Raw genomic sequence first — 22337 nt, forward strand, 5'->3', positions numbered from 1 at the left:
TTTTTTATCGCTGTTGCTGGCCTGCCAGCGGCAGGTCTGGCGACGATTCGCACCCGCCTGCGTCTGAGGCTCCGGTTATCCCGATCTTTCTTTTTCCCGCAATCTCACTACAATCAAATCTCTGTTTTCTCAGCCGTGTTTCCTGCCATGACCTTGCTGGATCAGCTTGCCCATCAAACCGACCGCCGTAGCCAGCGCTGGCTGATTCGTCTGAGCCTCGGGTTAGTATTACTGTTTATACTCAGCCTGTGCGCCGGTGACAGCTGGATTGCGCCGCATCGCTGGTTCACCCCTGCAGGCGATCTGTTTGTCTGGCAACTGCGCCTGCCGCGTACGCTGGCGGTGATGCTGGTAGGCGCAGCGCTGGCAGTATGCGGCGTGGTGATGCAGGCGTTGTTTACCAATCCACTGGCGGAGCCTGGCCTGTTGGGGGTATCCAATGGGGCGGGGATCGGCCTGGTGCTGGGCGTGATGCTTGGCAGCGGTTCGCTCTGGAGCCTGAGCCTGGCGGCGATGGCGGGGGCACTGCTGATCACCCTGATCCTGCTGCATTTTGCGCACCGCCAGCTCTCCGTCAGCCGCCTGCTGTTAACCGGCGTGGCGCTGGGCATTATCTGCAGCGCCATTATGACCTGGGCGGTCTATTTCAGCTCGGCCCTGGATCTGCGCCAGCTGATGTACTGGCTGATGGGCGGTTTCAGCGGCATCGACTGGCGTTACGGCTGGATGATGCTGGGATTGCTGCCAGTGACGCTGGCGCTGATGGCGACCGCACGAGTACTTAACCTGCTGGCGCTGGGGGAAACCTCTGCACGTCAGCTGGGGCTGCCTCTGTTATTCTGGCGTAACCTGCTGGTACTGGCGATGGGCTGGCTGGTGGGCGTCAGCGTGGCGCTGGCGGGCGCCATCGGCTTTGTCGGCCTGGTGATCCCCCATCTGCTGCGCCTGAGCGGCCTGAACGATCACCGCTACCTGCTGCCCGCCTCGGCGCTGGCGGGAGCGCTGGTACTGCTGGGGGCGGATATCCTGGCCCGCCTGGTGCTGACCTCAGCGGAGTTGCCCATTGGCGTGGTCACGGCCACGCTGGGCGCGCCGCTGTTTATCATGCTGTTACTGAAATCCCCACGCTAGCTGCGGCTGGCGCTTCTAACCGAGACAGGTGAATGATGAGCATTTTTCAAACTGAGCTGGAAACGCTGGATGGCGAAAAAACGACCCTGGCCCAATGGCAGGGGCAGGTACTGCTGGTAGTGAACGTGGCATCAAAATGTGGCCTGACTCCGCAATATGGCCAGCTGGAAAACCTGCATAAAACCTGGCAGGCGCGTGGTTTCAGCGTGCTGGGCTTTCCCTGTAATCAGTTCCTGGAACAGGAGCCCGGCAGTAACCAGGAGATCAAAATCTACTGCAGTACTACCTGGGGCGTCACGTTCCCGATGTTCAGCAAGACCGATGTGAACGGCCCGCACCGTCATCCGTTATACGCACAGTTGATCGCTGCCCGCCCGGAAGCCGTTGCGCCAGAGGGAAGCGGCTTCCGCGAGCGGATGATCAGCAAAGGGCGGGCGCCGCAACAGCCAGGCGACATACTGTGGAACTTTGAAAAGTTTCTGATCGATCGTGAAGGCAACGTGATACAGCGCTTCTCGCCCGATATGTCGCCGGATGATACGCTGATTGCACAAAGTATTGAGCAGGCGCTGGCAAAATAGATGTTGATGACGCTTAAGGATGCCGCCGTCCCCGGACGGCTGGCACCTTTTTCTGCGGCGCTGCCCTCCGGGCAGCTGTTGCACCTGGTGGGGCCGAATGGTGCGGGAAAAAGCACTCTGCTGGCGCTGCTGGCAGGACTGCTGCCGGCGCAGGGCGTCATCGAGTTTCTGCAGCGGCCGTTAGCGCACTGGCAGGGTCCGGCGCTGGCGCTGGCACGCGCCTGGCTGCCGCAGCAGCAGATGCCGCTCAGCGAGATGCCGGTTTTTCACTATTTACGCCTGCATCTGCCACGCGTGCCAGATCGCAGCGGCATTGATGACGCGTTAAGCGCACTGCTGGCCGCGCTGCAGCTGAGCGATAAACTGCAGCGTCGGCTGACGCAGCTCTCCGGCGGGGAGTGGCAGCGGGTACGTCTGGCGGCGGTGATGCTGCAGATCGATCCCGCCATCAATCCCCGGGGAAAGCTGTTACTGCTGGATGAGCCGATGACGGCACTGGATATCGCCCAGCAGAAAGCGGTGGACGATCAGATCGCGCGCCTCTGTGCGGCAGGCATTACAGTGGTGACCAGCGGGCACGATCTCAATCACAGCCTGCAACATGCGCAACGCGTCTGGCTGTTGCATCAGGGCGCAGTGGTGGCGCAGGGTGCGGCCAGCACCGTGCTTACCCCGGAGCAGCTGGCGCCGCTGTATCAGATCGCGTTCCGCCAGGCAGAGCTGGATGGCCGTCCCCAGTTAATGGTGTTGCGTTAAGCCCCGGGGCCACTTGCCACCAGGGATAATTTCCCGTTAAAGTAGCGCCAGTTACGTCACATCCAGGAAATATCTGTCATGCGGATTGGATTACTGATCGTCATACTGTTGCTGGCGGGCTGCAGTCATCATACCCCACCACCCAACGGCAGGCTGTCTGATTCCATTACCGTGCTGGCACAACTCAACGATCAGCTCAGCCAGTGGCGCGGCACTCCTTATCGCTATGGCGGCCTGGGGCGCAGCGGCGTAGACTGTTCCGGCTTCGTTTTTCTTACCTTCCGCGATAAATTTGATCTGCAACTGCCGCGTACCACCCGTGCGCAGAGTGATATCGGCACGCGTATCGATAAAGATGATCTGTTGCCAGGCGATCTGGTGTTTTTTAAAACCGGTCGGGGAGAGAATGGCCTGCATGTCGGCATTTACGACAGCGATAACGCCTTTATCCACGCGTCTACCAGCCAGGGTGTGATCCGCTCTTCACTCAACAACAGCTACTGGCGCAAAGCCTTCTGGCAGGCGCGCCGTATCTGATCCTCTCCCGGTCCATCACGCCGCTTTCCTGTCTAAATGTCGCTGTGGGCATTACACTGGTGAGATAATCAATCTGTAACCGGACAAACGGGTTGTGCCGCCGGGCGCAACTTTGAGAGTCTCGGGAGGCGCGAATGCAATTCAATAATACCTGGTACCACGAACTGGCGGGCACCTATACCGCCCTGAAGCCCACGCCCCTTGAGGGCGGGCGCCTGCTCTATCACAACGCGCCGCTGGCTGCGGAGATGGCGCTGGACGCGTCACTGTTTGCCGGAGACGGGCATGGCGTCTGGTATGGCGAGGATCTGCTGCCCGGCATGCAGCCGCTGGCGCAGGTCTACAGCGGTCATCAGTTTGGCGTCTGGGCAGGGCAACTGGGCGACGGACGTGGCATCCTGCTGGGCGAACAGCAGCTGCCGGGCGGAGACAAGCTGGACTGGCACCTGAAAGGTGCGGGTCTGACCCCTTATTCGCGAATGGGCGATGGCCGTGCGGTAATCCGCTCAACGGTGCGTGAATTTCTCGCCTCGGAAGCGATGCATCATCTGGGGATCCCCACCACGCGCGCGCTGAGCATCGCCATCAGCGACGAACCGGTGCGGCGTGAAACCACCGAGCGTGGTGCTATGCTGATGCGTATTGCGCAGAGCCATCTGCGCTTTGGTCACTTTGAGCACTTTTTTTACAGCGGTCAGCCGGAAAAAGTGCAGCAGCTGGCGGACTATGCCATTCATCATCACTGGCCTGAACTGGCATCGCAGGCGGATCGCTATCTGCTGTGGTTCAGCGATATTGTAAAACGCACCGCCCGCCTGATCGCCCTCTGGCAGAGTCTCGGCTTTGCCCATGGTGTAATGAACACCGACAATATGTCGATCCTCGGCCTGACCATGGATTACGGCCCCTACGGCTTCCTGGATGATTATCAACCCGATTTTATCTGCAATCACAGCGACTATCAGGGGCGTTATGCCTTCAATAATCAGCCCACCATCGGCCTGTGGAATCTCAACCGCCTGGCCCACGCGCTCTCTGGCCTGCTGACCACGGAACAGCTGAAGCAGGGACTGGGTGAATATGAGCCGGAGCTGATGCGCCTCTGGGGCGAGCGGATGCGCGCCCGGCTCGGGCTGCTGACTGCCGATGAGCAGGATAACGCCATCCTGAGCGATCTGCTGGCGCTGATGGCGCAGGAGCGCAGCGACTATACGCGCACTTTCCGCCTGTTGAGCAACACGCAGCAGCAGGAGAGCCGCTCAGCGTTGCGCGACGAGTTTATTGACCGCGAAGCGTTTGACGGCTGGTATCAGCGCTATCGTCAGCGGCTGTTGCAGGAAGAGCGCACGGATGAGGAGCGGCAGCGGGTAATGAAGGCGGCGAACCCGGCGGTGGTGCTGCGTAATTATCTGGCGCAACAGGTGATTGAAGAGGCGGAGCGGGGGGAAACGGCGTTGTTGCAGCGCCTGCATCAGGCCCTGCAACATCCTTACTCAGACAATCCGGCGTGGGAGGAATTTCCCCGTCGTCCGCCGGACTGGGGGAAAACGCTGGAGGTCAGCTGCTCCAGCTGACAAATCCTCAGAGGCGGGTCGCGACCGCCTCTGCCAGCAGCGCCAGCACCCTGGCACTCTCTTCCCAGCCCAGGCAGGGATCGGTGATCGACTGGCCATACACCAGCGGCTGGCCGCTCACCACTTTCTGATTACCTTCCTCGAGAAAGCTTTCGATCATCACGCCGGCAACCGCCGTGGAACCGTCGCGAATCTGCTGCGCCACCGCCTCAGCCACGTCACGCTGGCGACGATGCTGCTTCAGGCAGTTGCCGTGACTGAAGTCGATCACCAGCTGCTCCGGCAAATTAAACTCGCGCAGCTGGGCGGTAGCGGCCTCGATATCCTGTGGATGATAGTTAGGCTGCTTGCCGCCGCGCAGGATCACATGACCATGGGGATTGCCGCTGGTCTGATAAATGGTCATCTGCCCGTCTTTATCGGGAGAAAGGAACATATGACTGACGCGCGCCGCGCGGATCGCATCCACCGCAATACGGACGTTACCGTCGGTGCCGTTTTTAAAGCCCACCGGGCAGGAGAGCGCGGAAGCCATTTCACGGTGGATCTGGCTTTCAGTGGTGCGTGCGCCAATTGCGCCCCAACTGATCAGGTCAGCGATAAACTGGCCGATCACCATATCAAGAAATTCAGTCGCAGTAGGCATGCCCAGCGCATTGATATCCAGCAGCAGCTGGCGGGCGATGCCGATGCCGCGATTCACATCAAAGCTGCCATCAAGATCGGGATCGGAAATCAGTCCCTTCCAGCCCACCACGGTACGCGGCTTCTCGAAATAGGCGCGCATCACAATCTCCAGCTGATCCTGATAACGTTCGCGCAGCACAGCGAGGCGTTGTGCATACTCCAGCGCTGCCTGCGGATCGTGCAGCGAGCAGGGGCCGACGATCACCAGCAGGCGCTTATCTTCGCCGCTCAGGATTCGGGCAATACGCTGGCGGGCGGCAGTAATATTCGCCGCGATGGCCGGGGTAAGGGGATACTGTTGCGCAAGCATGGCCGGAGTCACCAGGCTGCCAATACGCGCAGTGCGCAGTTCGTCAGTTTTGTTCATTACTTTCTCTAAGGTCTGTTCTTCACGACGGTGAAATACCGGGAAGTGATGCTGGTCACAATAAACCATTAGCCCGCGGATTCAAGCGATTGCACACAAATAGCGAAACCGGCGCGGCAGCCAGCCTTTACATAACTGACCGCTGCCGCGCAGGGAAACTAGTACATGCGACGCGTCAGACCCATAATATCGAGGATTTTCGTGGCGATCTCTTCCACCGAATAGTTAGTACTGTTGAGATAACGGATTTGATGGGTACGGAACAGCGCCTCCACTTCACCCACTTCCATCCGGCACTGGCGCAGCGAGGCGTAGCGGGTATTTTCCGCGCGCTCCTGACGAATCGCCGCCAGCCGCTCAGGATCGATAGTCAGGCCAAACAGCTTATGCTGATGCGGCTTCAGGGCAGGCGGCAGCTTGAGGTTATCCATATCATCGGCAATAAAAGGATAGTTAGCGGCGCGGATACCAAACTGCATGGCGAGATAGAGACTGGTTGGCGTTTTGCCGCAGCGCGAGACCCCCAGCAAAATCACCTGCGCCTCATCCAGTCCGCGCAATGAAATGCCATCGTCATGCGCCAGGGTGTAATCAATAGCGGCAATACGCGCATCATATTTGCCGAGATTACTGGCCGTCAGCCCATGGGTGCGATGCGCCACCGGCAACGGAGACAGGCCGAGCTCCTGTTGCAGCGGCGCCACCAGCGCCTGGACAATATCCTGACAAAACCCCTCGCTCTGCAGAATGATTTCCCGCACTTCCGGCGTCACTATCGAGAAAAACACCAGCGGCCTGACGCCGCTTTTCTGATACAGGGCATTGATCTGCGCTTTTACCGCCTGTGCGCGCTGCACATTTTCCACAAAAGGTAAGGTCACGCTGTTGGTATTCACAGGAAATTGCGACAGCACGGCATGACCCAGCACTTCGGCGGTAATGGCGGTGCCGTCGGAGATGTAAAAGACACTTCTTTCTGTTGCCATATTCATAATGACTCCCGTGGTCAGCATTGGCATAACAGGAATAAAATTCCAGTGAAAACGCGGCGGCATAATAAAATGAAAAATCCATATTAACGGCTTTTGAATATTTTATTTTTTTTGCTGCGACGGTTCTGCTAATAAAGATAACAAATGAAATCGTGTTTCTTTTTTTATTTTTACTGCGATGTACAGGATAAAAGAATAAAAAGCTGGCATCTTGTTGCGCAACGCATGGGTGGCGCTTACCTTCTGAAATGCTAAAAGTTTTATAGACAGCAACAGCTTACTGTTTATTTCGCTGTTTGCGCAACACACAGCGCAGCGGGTATTAATCTGAATTTGTTTTGCTTTAACGATTCAACCCTTAGTCTTTATTTGACCTCTGTGCCAGGCTGATTTTGCAAATAGCAGTTTGATCCATGTGCCCCCACTTATTGTAAAAGGATAAGCTCAATGTCCAATAATGGCGAACAGCCGCTAGTGCTCTGGTATAACCAGCTTGGTATGCATGATGTTGATCGGGTCGGAGGGAAAAACGCCTCTCTGGGTGAAATGATTACCAATTTGTCTTCGCTGGGTGTGGCTGTACCCAACGGTTATGCGACGACATCTTATGCTTTTAATCAGTTTCTCGATCAAAGCGGGCTGAACCAGCGCATCTATGATCTGTTGGATAAGACCGATATTGATGATGTTGATGAATTAGCGAAGGCGGGTAAGCAAATCCGTCAGTGGATCGTCGAGACGCCGTTCCAGCCTGAGCTGGAAGCCGCTATTCACGAAGCCTACGATCAGCTTTCGGCTGACGATGCCGAAGCCTCCTTTGCGGTACGATCATCGGCCACTGCCGAAGATATGCCGGATGCCTCTTTTGCCGGTCAGCAGGAAACCTTCCTTAATGTGCAGGGCATCGATGCCGTGATGACCGCGGTGAAACATGTTTATGCCTCGCTGTTTAACGATCGCGCCATCTCCTACCGTGTGCATCAGGGCTATGACCACCGTGGCGTCGCCTTGTCGGCGGGCATCCAGCGCATGGTGCGCTCCGATCTCGCCTCTGCCGGGGTGATGTTTACCATTGATACCGAATCGGGCTTCGACCAGGTGGTGTTTATTACCGCCGCCTATGGTCTGGGGGAGATGGTAGTGCAGGGGGCAGTGAACCCCGACGAATTCTATGTGCACAAGCCGACGCTGGCTGCCGATCGCCCGGCGATCGTGCGCCGTACCATGGGTTCGAAAAAAGTGCGCATGGTATATGCCGATTCTCAGGCGCACGGCGAGCAGGTCAAAATTGAAGATGTGGCGCAGCAAGAGCGTGACCGCTTCAGTCTGACCGAGGATGAAGTGCAGGCGCTGGCGCGCCAGGCGGTGCTGATTGAACAACATTATCAGCGCCCCATGGACATTGAGTGGGCGAAAGATGGGCACACCGGCAAACTGTTTATCGTCCAGGCGCGTCCGGAAACGGTACGCTCCAGCGGACAGGTGATGGAGCGTTACAACCTGCAGGGCCAGGGCACGGTGCTGGTGGAAGGGCGCGCCATTGGTCATCGTATCGGCTCGGGTGAAGTCAAAGTTATTCACGATATCAGCGAAATGAACCGCATCCAGAAAGGAGATGTGCTGGTAACCGATATGACCGACCCCGACTGGGAGCCGATCATGAAAAAAGCGGCGGCGATTGTCACTAACCGTGGCGGACGTACCTGCCACGCCGCGATTATTGCCCGTGAACTGGGCATTCCGGCAGTCGTCGGCTGTGGCGATGCGACGGATCGGTTGCAGGATGGCCGTAAGGTGACCGTCTCCTGCGCCGAAGGCGATACCGGTTATGTGTATGATAATCTGCTCGACTTTGAAGTGATCAGCTCGCAGGTGGATGAGATGCCGAAGCTGCCGCTGAAAATCATGATGAATATCGGCAACCCTGATCGCGCCTTCGACTTTGCCCGTTTGCCGAACGATGGCGTAGGGCTGGCACGCCTCGAGTTTATTATTAACCGCATGATTGGCGTGCATCCAAAAGCGCTGCTGGAGTTTGAGCAGCAGCCTGCCGAACTGCAGCAGCAGATTCGGGAAATGATGCGCGGCTTTGACGATCCGGTGGAGTTTTATATTGGTCGTCTGACCGAGGGCATTGCCACGCTGGGGGCGGCGTTTGCGCCAAAACGCGTTATCGTCCGGTTGTCCGATTTTAAAACCAACGAATACGCTAACCTGGTGGGTGGCGAACGCTACGAGCCGGAAGAGGAAAACCCGATGCTCGGCTTCCGTGGCGCCGGTCGCTATGTGGCGGACAATTTCCGTGACTGCTTTGCCCTCGAGTGTGAGGCGGTAAAACGCGTGCGTAACGAGATGGGTCTGACCAACGTTGAGATCATGATCCCCTTTGTGCGTACCGTTGCCCAGGCTGAAGCGGTGATTGAAGAGCTGGCGCGTCAGGGACTGAAACGGGGCGAAAATGGCCTGAAAGTGATCATGATGTGTGAAATTCCGTCGAATGCGCTGCTTGCTGAGGCTTTCCTTGAGCACTTTGACGGCTTCTCTATCGGCTCCAATGATATGACGCAGCTGGCGCTGGGACTGGATCGCGATTCCGGCGTGGTGTCCCAGCTGTTTGATGAGCGCAACGATGCGGTAAAAGCGCTGCTTTCGATGGCGATTACGGCCGCGAAAAAGCAGGGTAAATATGTCGGCATCTGTGGTCAGGGGCCTTCCGATCATCAGGACTTCGCTGCCTGGCTGATGGAAGAGGGCATCGACAGCTTATCACTCAACCCGGATACCGTCGTAGAGACCTGGCTGAGTCTGTCAGAACTCAACTCCAGTAGAGAGGCGCATTAACCGCGCTTAAGTCTGCGTTCCGTTGCGATTAGGCGGAACGCACCGCTATTTTCTATTAAAGGCCAGATTTTCTGGCCTTTCTGGTTTTCTGCAGGCAAAAAAAAGCCCATCACAGGGGATGGGCAAAGACTACACACAGCAATTCTTCACTTTACTCAGGGGAAAAAGGTTGTTTAAAAATCAGGAGTTTGATTTCAAACATATGACTCATGTTATTCACCCGACCCTCTGCCGTCTTTAAGAATCCTCTTATTAGTTTAAATCCAGTTATATTTTGTCACTCTCTTCGGCAGGTTTCCGGCCAGATTCAGTGCACAAAATAATCATTCCATGCGGAAATGGAGGAGTAAGGGCAGAAAAGTGGCTTTTATCTTAAAAATAACTAATCAAAAAATGTCGTAACCTGGTCCGCTGAAAAAAAAAGCGGCTAACCGGGGTTAGCCGCCTTAATCAATCAGCGCTTTTTATGATGATATTTTATCATCTTCATGGTTGGCCAGTGCTTCCACCGCCGCTTGCGGACTGGCTTCCGGGGCCGGGGCTTCGTGCATCCAGACCGAAACCAGACGATAGGAAACCGCCAGCACGACCGGGCCGATAAACAGCCCAATCATGCCAAACGCCACCAGGCCGCCGATCACCCCGGAGAGAATCAAAATCATCGGCAGGTCGGCGCCCATACGGATCAGCACCGGCCGCAGCACGTTATCCAGCGTACCTACCACGCAGCTCCAGACCAGCAGTATTGTGCCCCAGGTGGTATCGCCGCTCCAGTAGAGCCAGATAATGGCCGGGATCAGCACCGGCAGTGGGCCGAGCTGCACCAGACAGAACAGAATCATCAGTACCGTGAGCAGGGTGGCGTAAGGAATGCCGGAAAGAGCCAGCCCGATACCGCCCAGCACGCCCTGCACCAGTGCCGTCACCACCACGCCTAACGCCACGGCGCGGATCGCCTGACCCGCCAGCAGCACGGCGGCATCGCCGCGGCGGCCCGACATACGCCAGGCGAAGTGGCGTATCCCCTGCGCCACCTGTTCACCTCGCCAGTAGAGCAGCACGCTGAACAGCAGCATCAGGCCAAGGTGCAGCATAAAACGGCCAAAATGTCCCGCCTGCGCCACGAAAAAGCCGGTAGTGCGTCCCGCATAAGGCTGCAGCTTAGCCACCAGCGCCGCACCGCCGCCCGCCACCATTTTCTGATAGCTGGTATACAAGGTATCGCCCACCATCGGCAGATCGCTCAGCCAGGTGAGTGCAGGAAACTGAAAATGGCCTGAGGTGACCCAGGCGATCACCGGGGCGCTGTTATCAATCAGGCTGTTAACCAGCAGCGCGACCGGAATAATAAACAGCAGCAACAGGATAAAGGTCATGACAATCACCGCCAGCGAGCGGCGACCCCACAGCCAGCGCTGCAGCGTTAACATCAGCGGCCAGGTGGCGATGACCACCATGCTGGCCCAGGCGAATCCGAGAATAAAAGGCTGCACCACCCAGAGACAGGCCACGATCATCAGCAGGATGAACATCAGGGTGAACAGTATTTGCGGTAAGTCCTTACCTTGATACAGGGTTTTCATAGAAAATTGTCGACCTCGATTGGTTCCTTTACGGTATGAGCATCACAGGCCCAGCCTCATGATGAGGTATTTCCGGCTGTTAAGACAGAGGAAAAAGCAGCGGATATTGCCCTGTTCCGGAAAAAACAGCGGGCAGGTTAAAAATGTGATAAAAGAAGAGATTCATAAAAACAGACAGACGCAAACGTTTCCAACATCTCGGTCACCGAATAATGATCCCACAGATTTCCCAGGCACCGGGCCTTGTTCAACAGGTGCTGACATTCCTGCAGGCGCTCAAAGATCAAGGCTTTAGCGGCGACAGCGCCACCAGTTACGCCGATCGTCTTCTCATGTCCACCGACAACAGCATCTATCAGCTGTTGCCCGATGCTGTTCTTTTTCCGCGCTCGACGGCGGATGTGGCGCTGATCGCCCGGCTGGCTGGCGAAGCGCGTTTCGCCAGCCTGGTTTTTACCCCCCGCGGCGGCGGCACCGGCACCAATGGACAATCGCTGAACCAGGGCATTGTGGTGGACATGTCGCGTTATATGAACCGCATCCTTGAGATCAACCCGGAACAGGGCTGGGTCCGGGTTGAGGCGGGCGTGGTGAAAGATCAGCTGAATGCCTGGCTGAAACCTTATGGTTACTTCTTCTCGCCGGAGCTTTCCACCAGCAACCGCGCTACCCTGGGTGGGATGATCAATACCGACGCGTCCGGCCAGGGCTCGCTGGTGTATGGCAAAACTTCTGACCATGTGCTCGGCCTGCGTGCGGTGCTGCTGGGCGGTGAGATTTTAGATACCCGGCCAATGCCCACCGCGCTGGCGGAACATCTGGCGCAAGAGCAGACGCCGGAAGGGCGCATTTATCGCACGGTTATCGAACGCTGCCGGGAGCAGCGCGCGCTGATTCTGGAAAAATTCCCCAGACTCAATCGCTTTCTCACCGGCTACGATCTGCGCCACGTTTTCAGCGACGATATGCAGACCTTTGACCTGACGCGCCTGCTGTGCGGCGCGGAAGGCACCCTGGCGTTTATCAGTGAGGCGCGCCTCAATATTACTCCGCTGCCGAAAGTGCGTCGCCTGGTGAACATCAAATATGATTCGTTCGACTCGGCACTGCGTAATGCGCCGCTGATGGTAGAAGCGCAGGCGCTGTCGGTCGAAACCGTTGACTCCAAAGTGCTGAATCTGGCGCGGGAAGATATTGTCTGGCACTCGGTGCGTGAATACATCACCGATGTGCCGGATAAAACCATGCTGGGGCTGAATATCGTTGAGTTTGCCGGTGATGACAGCGCGCTGATTGATCGCCAGGTGACGGCGCTGTGTGAACGCCTGGAAGGGCTGATGGCTGCACAGCAAGGCGGCGTGATTGGCTATCAGCTCTGTCAGGATGCGGCTGGTATTGAGCGTATCTACAATATGCGTAAAAAAGCGGTAGGGTTGCTGGGCAATGCAAAAGGACAGGCGAAACCGATTCCCTTTGTAGAAGATACCGCCGTGCCGCCGGAAAACCTGGCGGACTATATCGTGGAGTTCCGTACGCTGCTGGACAGCCATGGCCTGAGCTACGGCATGTTTGGTCACGTTGATGCCGGGGTGCTGCATGTACGCCCGGCGCTGGATATGTGCGATCCGCAACAGGAGATGCTGATGAAGCAGATCTCCGATGAAGTGGTTGCCCTGACGGCGCGCTATGGCGGGTTGCTGTGGGGCGAACATGGTAAAGGCTTCCGCGCGCAATACAGCCCGGCCTTCTTTGGCGAGACGCTGTTTCATGAGCTGCGACTGATCAAAGCGGCTTTCGATCCCGACAACCGTCTGAACCCGGGCAAAATCTGTACCCCGGCAGGCAGTAACGAGCCGATGATGCAGGTCGATGCGGTGAAACGCGGCAGCTGGGATCGCCAGATTCCGCTGACGGTACGCAACGAGTGGCGCGGTGCCATGGAGTGTAACGGTAACGGCCTGTGCTTCAATTTTGATGCGCGCAGCCCCATGTGCCCGTCGATGAAAATCACCCGCGATCGCATTCATTCACCGAAAGGACGGGCCACCCTGACGCGTGAATGGTTACGTCTGCTGGCGGAGCAAGGGGTGGATCCGCTGACGCTGGAAAGAGAGCTGCCGGAAAAACGCCTGAGCATGCGCACCTTTATTGCCCGTACGCGCAACAGCTGGCACGCGAAAAAGGGAGAGTACGACTTTTCCCATGAAGTGAAAGAGGCGATGGCGGGCTGTCTGGCCTGTAAGGCGTGCTCTACCCAGTGCCCGATTAAGATCGATGTGCCCAATTTCCGCGCGCGTTTTCTCCAGCTCTACCATACGCGTTATCTGCGTCCGGTGAGCGATCATCTGGTATCCGCAGTAGAGAACTATGCCCCGTTAATGGCGCAGGCGCCGAAGGTCTTCAACTTTTTCCTGAAGCAGCCCTGGATGCGCGAGCTGAGCAAAAAGCATATCGGCATGGTTGACCTGCCGCTGCTCTCTTCTCCCTCGCTGAAGCAGCAGCTGGCGGGGCATCCTGCCATGAGCCTGACGCTGGAGCAGCTGGAAGCGATGGACAGAGCGCAGCGCGCTGACACTGTGCTGGTGGTGCAGGATCCCTTTACCAGCTATTACGAAGCGCAACTGGTGAATGATCTGGTGAAGCTGATTGAGAAACTCGGCTTACGCCCGGTGCTGCTGCCTTTTTCGCCAAACGGAAAAGCGCAACATGTGAAAGGTTTCCTGCAGCGTTTTGCCCGCACCGCCAGTAAAACCTCCGCCTTTTTAAATCGCGTGGCGCAGCTCGGCATCCCGATGGTGGGGGTCGATCCGGCCACGGTGCTCTGCTATCGCGATGAGTATCGTCAGGTGCTGGGGGAAAAACGCGGCGAATTTCATGTGCAGCTGGTGCATGAGTGGCTGCAACAGGCGCTTGCCGGACGTGAGGCCCAGCCGCTCAGCGGCGAGTCCTGGTATCTGTTCGCGCACTGTACCGAAGTCACCGCGCTGCCCGCGACACCGAATCAGTGGCAGGATATTTTTGCCCGTTTCGGCGCGAAGCTGGAAAATATCAATGTGGGCTGCTGCGGGATGGCGGGCAGTTATGGTCACGAAAGCCGTAACCTGGAGAATTCACTCGGGATTTATACGCTCTCCTGGCATCCGCAGCTGCAGAAGCTGCCGCGTCAGCGCTGTCTGGCGACGGGTTACTCCTGTCGCAGCCAGGTAAAGCGCATTGAGGGAAATGGCATCCGTCATCCGCTGCAGGCACTACTGGAAATGATGTAAGACGAATTTCAGGCGACGTCACGTCATAACTGGATTAAAATATCCAGCCGGCGTGACGTATAAAGTCGCGCTGCAGGGTTTCGGCCTTCTCCCATTCGCCCGCTAATGTCAGCTGCTGACACAGGCGGGCCAGAGAAGGACGCGCCAGCTGATACGCCTGAATACGGAAAAGCCGCTCCCGTTCGCCGTTGCCCATCTCCTGCACCAGGCGATGACAGAGCTGGCCCAGCGCATGCAGGTAGCTTTGATCGTCACCGTTGCGCTGGCAGATTTCCGCCATCGCCAGGCAGGCATCATTAAAGGTGCGCAGGTTAGCGAGCGTACAATCAGCACGGTTCAGCCTGGTCTGCGCCAGCCAGAAGTCGATGGTCATATCACGCAGGAGATGGTGATAATCGTCGATTTTATGTTGCAGCCAGGCGGAAACAGAGTGCGTCATAGCGCCACCTTAAACAGGTAATGATAATTATTATCATATACATCCGCTTTAAATATGCAACGTTACGTCAGAAATTTGTCGATTTACCTTGCCTGTTAATAAAATCGGTAATAACAATCCTGTTACATTGCAAAAAGGCGTAACCTATCAATAGGCTGATAATGTAAAAGCGGCAGAATTTTTTTCTGCGCAAATTGAGTAAGTTACGCAAATTACTCCCCCCGACTTCAGCTGTCCGCAAAGTCGGGCAGAGGGGCTATGCTTAATAAAGTAGCGATTAAAACAGCACAAGATGATTATCCCTGCAAAACAAGAGGTTGAAGTGATACCCGATATCACTACCATAGGGGGATAGCCTGAAAAGGTTCAGACTTATGAGGTATCAAAATGGCATCTGTTAATCCAGCCACCTTTTCTCCCGATGAATTCGTCTGGAAGGGGCTGACGCTGACCGAAACCGCCGCTAAACAGATTCACACGCTGGCTGCACAGGATCCTGAAGTTAAAGGACTGCGCCTGAGTGTAAAACAGTCCGGCTGTGCAGGTTTTGGTTATGTTATGGATCTGGTGAAAACGCCTGACAGTGACGATCTGCAGTTTACGCAGCACGGCGCAACCCTGTTTGTGCCCCTCCAGGCGATGCCGTTTATTGACGGCACCGAAGTGGATTTCGTGCGTGAAGGCCTGAACCAGATTTTTAAATTCAATAACCCTAAAGCTCAACACGCCTGCGGGTGCGGTGAAAGCTTTGGCGTCGAGTAAGTGAAATATGTCACGACACAGCGAAGCATCTGACGATGTACAAATGTGGGAAAGCAAGCTCAATTATAAAGAGGGCTTCTTTACCCAACTGCAAACCGATGAGCTGGCACACGGCATTAGTGAAGATGTGGTGCGCGCCATTTCGGCAAAACGTAACGAGCCAGAGTGGATGCTGGAGTTTCGTCTGAAAGCCTATCATGCGTGGCTGGAGATGGAAGAGCCGCACTGGTTGAAGGCCCATTACGACAAGCTCGACTATCAGGATTACAGCTACTATTCCGCACCGTCCTGCGGTCATTGCGATGATACCTGCGCGTCTGAACCGGGCGCCATGCAGGCTTCCGGCAGCGAGCCGGCGAGCAATTACCTGACGCAGGAAGTGGAAAACGCCTTTAATCAGCTGGGCGTGCCGGTACGTGAGGGCAAAGAGGTAGCGGTAGACGCCATTTTTGACTCCGTTTCCGTCGCCACCACCTATAGTCATAAACTGGCCGAACAGGGCATCATCTTCTGTTCGTTTGGCGAGGCGATTCAGGAACATCCTGAACTGGTGAAAAAGTATCTGGGTACCGTGGTGCCACACAATGATAACTTCTTTGCCGCGCTGAATTCTGCGGTTGCCTCAGACGGCACCTTTGTTTACATCCCGAAAGGGGTGCGTTGCCCGATGGAGCTCTCGACCTATTTCCGTATCAATGCGGCAAAAACCGGTCAGTTTGAGCGCACCATCCTGGTGGCGGATGAAGACAGCTACGTCAGCTACATTGAGGGCTGCTCCGCGCCGGTACGTGACAGCTATCAGCTGCACGCGGCCGTGGTTGAGGTCATCATCCACAAAAACGCGGAAGTGAAATACTCTACGGTGCAAAACTGGTTCCCTGGCGGCGAAGGCGAAGGCGGTATTCTGAACTTCGTGACCAAGCGTGCGCTTTGTGAAGGCGAGAACAGTAAGATGTCCTGGACTCAGTCCGAGACCGGTTCTGCCATCACCTGGAAATACCCGAGCTGCATCCTGCGCGGTGACAACTCCATTGGTGAGTTCTACTCCGTGGCGCTGACCAGCGGCCGCCAGCAGGCGGATACTGGCACCAAAATGATCCACATTGGTAAAAACACCAAATCGACCATTATCTCGAAAGGGATCTCTGCGGGTAAAAGCCAGAACACCTACCGTGGCCTGGTGAAAATTATGCCTACCGCCACCAACGCACGAAACTTCACCCAGTGTGACTCAATGCTGATAGGCGCGGAGTGCGGTGCTCATACTTTCCCTTACGTAGAGACGCGCAATAATACGGCGCAGCTGGAGCACGAAGCGACCACTTCCCGTATCGGTGAAGATCAACTGTTCTATTGCCTGCAGCGCGGCATCAGCGAAGAAGATGCGATTTCGATGATTGTGAATGGCTTCTGTAAAGACGTTTTCTCTGAACTGCCGCTGGAATTTGCGGTAGAAGCACAAAAATTGTTGGCGATCAGCCTTGAACACAGCGTGGGCTGATGGCCCTGAGACGCGTTGCCGTACAGCAATGTGAAGGAAAAAGTATGTTAAGCATTAAAGATTTACAGGTTAGCGTTGAAGACAAAGCAATTTTGCGCGGACTGAACCTTGAGGTGAAGCCGGGTGAAGTGCACGCCATTATGGGACCGAACGGATCGGGCAAAAGTACGCTGTCAGCAACGCTGGCTGGTCGTGAAGATTATGAAATTACCGGCGGCTCAGTAGAGTTCAAAGGAAAAGATCTGCTGGAACTGGCACCGGAAGAGCGCGCAGGCGAAGGCATCTTTATGGCGTTCCAGTATCCGGTTGAGATCCCGGGCGTCAGTAACCAGTTCTTCCTGCAGACCGCTGTTAATGCGGTGCGTAAATATCGTGAGCAGGAGGAGCTGGATCGCTTCGATTTTCAGGATTTCATTGAAGAGAAAATTCAACTGCTGAAAATGCCGGAAGATTTGCTGACCCGTTCAGTGAACGTCGGCTTCTCCGGTGGTGAGAAGAAACGTAACGATATCCTGCAGATGGCGGCGCTGGAGCCGGAACTCTGCATTCTGGATGAGACCGACTCCGGTCTGGATATTGATGCGCTGAAAATCGTTGCCAACGGCGTGAACAGCCTGCGCGACGGTAAACGCGCCTTTATTATTGTGACTCACTATCAGCGTATTCTGGATTACATCAAGCCAGACTATGTGCATGTGCTTTCGCAGGGCAAAATCGTGAAATCTGGCGACTTTACGCTGGTGAAACAGCTGGAGGAGCAAGGCTATGGCTGGCTTACCGACGAAGAGTGATAACGCTCTGCAACAGTGGCACCATCTGTTTGAATCACGTGGTGAGGTTCGCTCACTGCAGGCTCAGCAGCACTGGCAGCAACTGATGCGTCTCGGCTTGCCGACGCGCAAGCAGGAGAACTGGAAATATACACCGCTGGATACCCTGCTGGCGCAGCAGTTTGTTTTGCCGCAGCCGAAGACGCTGAGTGCTGAGCAGGTTGATGCACTGGCGTTACCGCTTGATGCGGTACGTCTGGTGTTTGTCGATGGCCGTTTCCAGCCTGCGCTGAGCGTGCGTGAATACGATCTGTTCGAGATTCAGCACGTTGCGGCGGCAGAGCGCGGTCCGCTGCCTGCGCCGGTGCAGCCAGAAGTATTTCTGCATCTGACCGAGAGTCTGGCGGAAGAGGTGACCACCCTGCGTCTGGCGCGCGGCAAAGTGGCGACGCGTCCGCTCTATCTGCTGCATATCACCAGTGGCCAGGACGCCGCTATGAATACCGTACATCATCGTCACCATCTGCAGCTGGAAGAGAGTGCAGAAGCGCAGGTGATTGAGCATTACGTCAGCCTGAACGACGCCGCGCACTTTACCGGCGCTCGCTTCACCATGACGGTGGCGGATAACGCCCGTCTGACGCATACCAAGCTGGCGTTTGAAAGTGCGAAAAGCTATCACTTCGCGCACAACGACGTGGTGATTGGCCGTGACGCTCAGGTAACGACTACCAGCTTCCTGCTGGGTGCCGGCCTGTCTCGTCATAACACCAGTGCCCAGCTGAACGGCGAAAACACTATGCTGTCGATTAACAGCCTGGCGCTGCCGGTGAATCAGGAAGTATGCGACACGCGCAGTTACCTGGAGCACAATAAAGGCCACTGTATGAGCCGTCAGCTGCATAAAACTATCGTGCGTGACAAAGGACGTGCGGTGTTTAACGGTATGATCAAAGTGGCGCAGCATGCGCTGAAAACTGACGGACAGATGACCAACAACAACCTGTTGCTGGGACGTCTGGCGGAGGTGGACACCAAGCCGCAGCTGGAAATCTATGCCGATGACGTGAAGTGTAGCCACGGTGCTACCGTAGGGCGTATCGACGAAGAGCAAATGTTCTATCTGCGCGCGCGCGGCATCAGCGAAGATGCGGCACAGCGTATGATCATCCACGCCTTTGCGGCGGAACTGACGGAAGCGCTGGAAGACAGCGTACTGCGTCAGGCCGTGCTTGAGCGTATCGCTATCCGTTTTCCCGGAGGAGCATCATGACATTCGATCTCGAGCGCATCAGGGCGGACTTTCCTATCCTGAAGCGTGAGGTCAACGGACATCCGCTGGCCTACCTTGACAGCGCGGCCAGCGCACAGCGTCCGCTGGCCGTGATCAACGCAGAAAGCCACTTCTACCAGCACGGCTACGCCGCCGTGCACCGTGGCATTCATACGTTGAGCGCACAGGCGACCACCGATATGGAAAACGTGCGCCAGCAGGCGGCACGTTTTCTGAATGCGGCATCGCCTGAAGAGATCGTGTTTGTTAAGGGCACTACGGAAGGCATTAACCTGGTCGCTAACAGCTGGGGCGGCAGTCAGCTGCAGCCGGGCGATAACATCATCATCACCGCGATGGAGCATCATGCGAACATCGTGCCCTGGCAGATGGTGGCGGAGCGTACCGGAGCGGAGATCCGCGTCCTTGCTCTGACCGCAGAAGGGGAGCTGGCGCTGGATCAGCTGCCCTCGCTGATTGACAGCCGCACGCGTCTGCTGGCGGTAACCCACGTCTCTAACGTGCTGGGTACGCTTAACCCGGTGAAAGAGATCGTGGCACAGGCGAAAGCCGCAGGCGTGGTGACGCTGGTGGATGGCGCGCAGGCGGTTATGCACCATAAAGTGGATGTGCAGGCGATTGGCTGCGACTTTTATCTCTTTTCCGGCCATAAGATTTATGGACCGACCGGTATTGGGATCTTGTATGGTCGTCAGGCGGTGCTGGAGATGATGCCACCCTGGGAAGGGGGCGGCTCGATGATTGATACCGTGGTGTTGCCCACCGGCACTACCTTTGGTAAAGCGCCGTGGCGCTTTGAAGCGGGCACGCCCAATACCGGCGGTATTATCGGTCTTGGCGCCGCGCTGGCTTATGTCAACGCGCTGGGCATCGAAACCATTCAGCAGCGTGAAGAAGTGCTGATGCGCTACGCCATGGATAAACTCGCCTCCGTGCCGGAACTGCAAATTTATGGCCCGCAAGGGCGTACCGGCGTGATTGCCTTTAACCTCGGTAAACATCACGCCTATGACGTGGGTAGCTTCCTCGATCAGTATGGCATTGCCATCCGCACCGGCCATCACTGCGCTATGCCGTTAATGCAACATTACGGCGTACCCGCGATGTGCCGCGCCTCCTTTGCGTTTTATAATAGCGAAGAAGAAGCGGACCGTCTGGCTGCTGGCCTGACGCGTATTCATCGTCTGCTGGGAAGTTGAGCAGGCACCACGGGGAGGAACTGATGGCAAATTTGCCAGAAAAAGAGAAACTGGTGCGCAACTTTAACCGTTGCGCCAACTGGGAAGAGAAGTACCTGTACATTATTGAACTGGGTAGCAAACTTCCGGAATTGTCTGAAAGCTTATACCAGCCTGAGAACGTCATTTCCGGCTGCCAGAGTCAGGTCTGGATCAGGATGCAACCTCAGGCGGATGGGACCATCCATTTTCAGGGCGACAGCGATGCCGCCATTGTTAAAGGTTTGATTGCCGTTGTGTTTTGCCTTTATCAGGGCCTGACAGCTGCGGAAATTGTGGCGCTGGATGTGCGTCACTGGTTTGAACAACTCGCGCTTACACAACACCTCACGCCCTCGCGTTCGCAGGGTCTGGAAGCCATGATCCGCGCGATTCGCATTAACGCTCAAAGCCTCAGCTAAGTTACACTCCAACACACACCTCGTTGCGCTAACGAGGTGTTTGTCTTTATCCCACAAAGAGAAACTCGCATGAAACCAGCCTTACGTTTGGCCGGTGCATTGCTGCTGTCCTGCTTTGGACTTTCTGCACCTGCGCTTGCTACGGAGTATCCGTTACCGCCAGAGAACAGCCGTTTGATTGGCGAAAACACCCTGACTGTGGTGCCAGACGACCATCGCCCGCTGGAGGCGATTGCCACTCATTATAAGATTGGTCTGCTGGGAATGCTGGAAGCTAATCCTGGCGTCGATCCCTGGCTGCCGAAGGCGGGGACACAGCTGACCATCCCGCAGCAGATGCTGCTGCCCGATACGCCCCGGGAAGGCATCGTGGTGAATCTGGCGGAGCTACGCCTTTACTATTATCCGAAAGGAAGCGACAGCGTGGTGGTCTATCCAATCGGTATCGGCCAGTTAGGCGCCGCCACGCCGGTGATGGTGACCGCCATCAGCCAGAAGATCGCCAATCCCACCTGGACGCCGACCACCAATATCCGCAAACGCTATGCGAAAGAGGGCGTCACGCTGCCAGCGGTGGTGCCGGCAGGACCGGATAATCCGATGGGGCTGTTTGCGTTGCGTCTGGCGCGCGGCACGGGGCAGTATCTTATCCACGGCACTAATGCCGATTTTGGTATCGGTATGCGCGTCAGCTCCGGCTGTATTCGTCTGCGGCCGGAAGATATCGAGGCGCTGTTTAAGCACGTTCCCAAAGGCACCCGGGTACAGATCGTTAACCAACCGGTAAAGTATGCGGTAGAGCCTGATGGAAAACGCTATATTGAGGTGCACCAGCCATTATCGCAGAGCGAGAAAGACGATCCGCAAACCATGCCGATTACGCTCAGCAAAGGCATGAAGCAGTTCATTAATCACAAGGCGAGCGACAGTGCGTTGATTAAAGCGGCCCTCGCGCGGCGCTCAGGCATGCCGGTGCTGGTGAGTAAGGGTGAGCCTGTTGCGGAGGATACGCCGCTTCCTGCAGTAATGCAGCCAGAGAATAGCGTGGAAGCGCAGGGCAACATGCCGCTCACGCTGGGACAGGCGCTGGGCAGTGATGCGTCAGAACCCTGAAATAAATCAGGACCAGCCAGGGCCGTGGTTCAGGCAAAAAAAATGGCGCCATAAAGGCGCCATTTTTACTACCAGAACTCTTACTTACGGTAAGAGTGAGCCTGGTTGTCCAGACGCTGGTTAGCACGAGCTGCGTCATCTTTAGCAGCCTGCACGTCAGAACGCACTGCGTTCACGTCGTTGCTCAGCTGGTCAACTTTAGCGTTCAGAGTCTGAACGTCTGAAGACAGCTGGTCGATTTTAGCGTTGCTTGAGCAACCAGCCAGCAGAGTTGAACCCAGGATTACCGCGCCCAGTACCAGTTTAGTACGATTCATTATTTATACCCTCTAGATTGAGTTAATCTCCATGTAGCGTTACAAGTATTACACAAAGTTTTTTAGGTTGAGAATAAATTTTTGATGAGAAGATGCTTAATTTTGCCTGTTCGCTCAAAGAAGCAGCGTTTCAATGCGATAGGTGAAAAAATTTAGCGAAAACAGGGGGATTTAATCGGATTAACCT

At 56.1% G+C, this 22337-nt stretch carries 19 protein-coding genes and 1 other RNA gene; 14 read left to right on the plus strand and 6 right to left on the minus strand.

What is annotated here, in order from left to right; translation table 11 throughout:
• Positions 1 to 147 precede the first annotated feature (147 nt).
• The 5 genes from btuC to E0E17_RS15590 all read left to right on the plus strand — a co-directional run bounded on the left by btuC (position 148) and on the right by E0E17_RS15590 (position 4579).
• A complete protein-coding gene (gene btuC, locus E0E17_RS15570) occupies positions 148 to 1131 on the plus strand; it encodes a vitamin B12 ABC transporter permease BtuC (RefSeq protein ID WP_130834913.1) in 984 nt (327 codons plus the stop codon).
• A 35-nt stretch (positions 1132 to 1166) separates the two neighbouring features.
• A complete protein-coding gene (locus E0E17_RS15575) occupies positions 1167 to 1712 on the plus strand; it encodes a glutathione peroxidase (RefSeq protein ID WP_130835583.1) in 546 nt (181 codons plus the stop codon).
• The gene (gene btuD, locus E0E17_RS15580) at positions 1713 to 2468 is read left to right on the plus strand and encodes a vitamin B12 ABC transporter ATP-binding protein BtuD (protein WP_130834914.1); all 756 of its coding nucleotides are present in this window, start codon (positions 1713 to 1715) and stop codon (positions 2466 to 2468) included.
• A gap of 78 nt (positions 2469 to 2546) precedes the next feature.
• On the plus strand, positions 2547 to 3005 hold the full coding sequence (locus E0E17_RS15585; RefSeq protein ID WP_130834915.1) for a C40 family peptidase: 459 nt from the start codon (positions 2547 to 2549) through the stop codon (positions 3003 to 3005).
• Between the two features lie 134 nt (positions 3006 to 3139).
• Complete coding sequence (locus tag E0E17_RS15590; protein WP_130834916.1) at positions 3140 to 4579, plus strand: protein adenylyltransferase SelO; 1440 nt, start codon at positions 3140 to 3142, stop codon at positions 4577 to 4579.
• A 7-nt stretch (positions 4580 to 4586) separates the two neighbouring features.
• Here the strand turns inward: E0E17_RS15590 and E0E17_RS15595 are convergent, their stop codons facing one another.
• Positions 4587 to 5633, minus strand: coding sequence for a 3-deoxy-7-phosphoheptulonate synthase (locus tag E0E17_RS15595; RefSeq protein WP_130834917.1), 1047 nt, complete (start codon positions 5631 to 5633; stop codon positions 4587 to 4589).
• Between the two features lie 158 nt (positions 5634 to 5791).
• Positions 5792 to 6625: a posphoenolpyruvate synthetase regulatory kinase/phosphorylase PpsR gene (gene ppsR / locus E0E17_RS15600; protein ID WP_130834918.1), complete on the minus strand. Its 834-nt coding sequence runs from the start codon at positions 6623 to 6625 to the stop codon at positions 5792 to 5794.
• 447 nt (positions 6626 to 7072) lie between these two features.
• Between ppsR and ppsA the strand changes: the two genes are divergently transcribed.
• The gene (ppsA, locus tag E0E17_RS15605) at positions 7073 to 9466 is read left to right on the plus strand and encodes a phosphoenolpyruvate synthase (RefSeq protein ID WP_130834919.1); all 2394 of its coding nucleotides are present in this window, start codon (positions 7073 to 7075) and stop codon (positions 9464 to 9466) included.
• Positions 9467 to 9560: 94 nt separating this feature from the next.
• On the opposite strand, the gene rprA is transcribed toward ppsA, so the two are convergent.
• An RNA gene (rprA, locus tag E0E17_RS15610) (antisense sRNA RprA) lies at positions 9561 to 9670 on the minus strand.
• 260 nt (positions 9671 to 9930) lie between these two features.
• A complete protein-coding gene (ydiK, locus tag E0E17_RS15615; protein WP_130834920.1) occupies positions 9931 to 11049 on the minus strand; it encodes an AI-2E family transporter YdiK in 1119 nt (372 codons plus the stop codon).
• A gap of 212 nt (positions 11050 to 11261) precedes the next feature.
• Here ydiK and ydiJ point away from each other — a divergent pair, with 212 nt between their 5' ends.
• Positions 11262 to 14315 carry a D-2-hydroxyglutarate dehydrogenase YdiJ gene (gene ydiJ, locus E0E17_RS15620; RefSeq protein WP_130834921.1) on the plus strand — a complete coding sequence of 1018 codons (3054 nt, stop codon included), beginning with the start codon at positions 11262 to 11264 and terminating at the stop codon, positions 14313 to 14315.
• Positions 14316 to 14349: 34 nt separating this feature from the next.
• Here the strand turns inward: ydiJ and E0E17_RS15625 are convergent, their stop codons facing one another.
• Positions 14350 to 14754, minus strand: coding sequence for a hypothetical protein (locus E0E17_RS15625; protein WP_130834922.1), 405 nt, complete (start codon positions 14752 to 14754; stop codon positions 14350 to 14352).
• A gap of 387 nt (positions 14755 to 15141) precedes the next feature.
• On the opposite strand from E0E17_RS15625, the gene sufA reads away from it, so the two are divergent.
• From sufA to E0E17_RS15660, 7 genes are all read left to right on the plus strand, one after another.
• On the plus strand, positions 15142 to 15516 hold the full coding sequence (gene sufA, locus E0E17_RS15630; protein ID WP_130834923.1) for a Fe-S cluster assembly scaffold SufA: 375 nt from the start codon (positions 15142 to 15144) through the stop codon (positions 15514 to 15516).
• A 7-nt stretch (positions 15517 to 15523) separates the two neighbouring features.
• On the plus strand, positions 15524 to 17017 hold the full coding sequence (sufB, locus tag E0E17_RS15635) for a Fe-S cluster assembly protein SufB (RefSeq protein ID WP_130834924.1): 1494 nt from the start codon (positions 15524 to 15526) through the stop codon (positions 17015 to 17017).
• Positions 17018 to 17061: 44 nt separating this feature from the next.
• Entirely contained in the window at positions 17062 to 17808 is a 747-nt protein-coding gene (gene sufC / locus E0E17_RS15640) for a Fe-S cluster assembly ATPase SufC (RefSeq protein WP_130834925.1), read from the plus strand.
• Positions 17783 to 19060, plus strand: coding sequence for a Fe-S cluster assembly protein SufD (gene sufD, locus E0E17_RS15645; protein ID WP_130834926.1), 1278 nt, complete (start codon positions 17783 to 17785; stop codon positions 19058 to 19060). The genes sufC and sufD overlap by 26 nt, the downstream gene beginning before the upstream one ends.
• Positions 19057 to 20280, plus strand: coding sequence for a cysteine desulfurase SufS (gene sufS / locus E0E17_RS15650; RefSeq protein ID WP_130834927.1), 1224 nt, complete (start codon positions 19057 to 19059; stop codon positions 20278 to 20280). The genes sufD and sufS overlap by 4 nt, the downstream gene beginning before the upstream one ends.
• Positions 20281 to 20303: 23 nt before the next feature.
• Complete coding sequence (gene sufE / locus E0E17_RS15655; RefSeq protein ID WP_130834928.1) at positions 20304 to 20720, plus strand: cysteine desulfuration protein SufE; 417 nt, start codon at positions 20304 to 20306, stop codon at positions 20718 to 20720.
• 69 nt (positions 20721 to 20789) lie between these two features.
• On the plus strand, positions 20790 to 21833 hold the full coding sequence (locus tag E0E17_RS15660; RefSeq protein WP_130834929.1) for a L,D-transpeptidase family protein: 1044 nt from the start codon (positions 20790 to 20792) through the stop codon (positions 21831 to 21833).
• A gap of 80 nt (positions 21834 to 21913) precedes the next feature.
• Here the strand turns inward: E0E17_RS15660 and E0E17_RS15665 are convergent, their stop codons facing one another.
• Positions 21914 to 22150, minus strand: a complete 237-nt coding sequence (locus E0E17_RS15665; RefSeq protein WP_006118977.1) for a major outer membrane lipoprotein — start codon at positions 22148 to 22150, stop codon at positions 21914 to 21916.
• Positions 22151 to 22337: the final 187 nt, after the last annotated feature.

Origin of the sequence: [Erwinia] mediterraneensis (genome assembly GCF_900604315.1) — a bacterium.
Classification (GTDB): domain Bacteria; phylum Pseudomonadota; class Gammaproteobacteria; order Enterobacterales; family Enterobacteriaceae; genus Pantoea; species Pantoea mediterraneensis_A.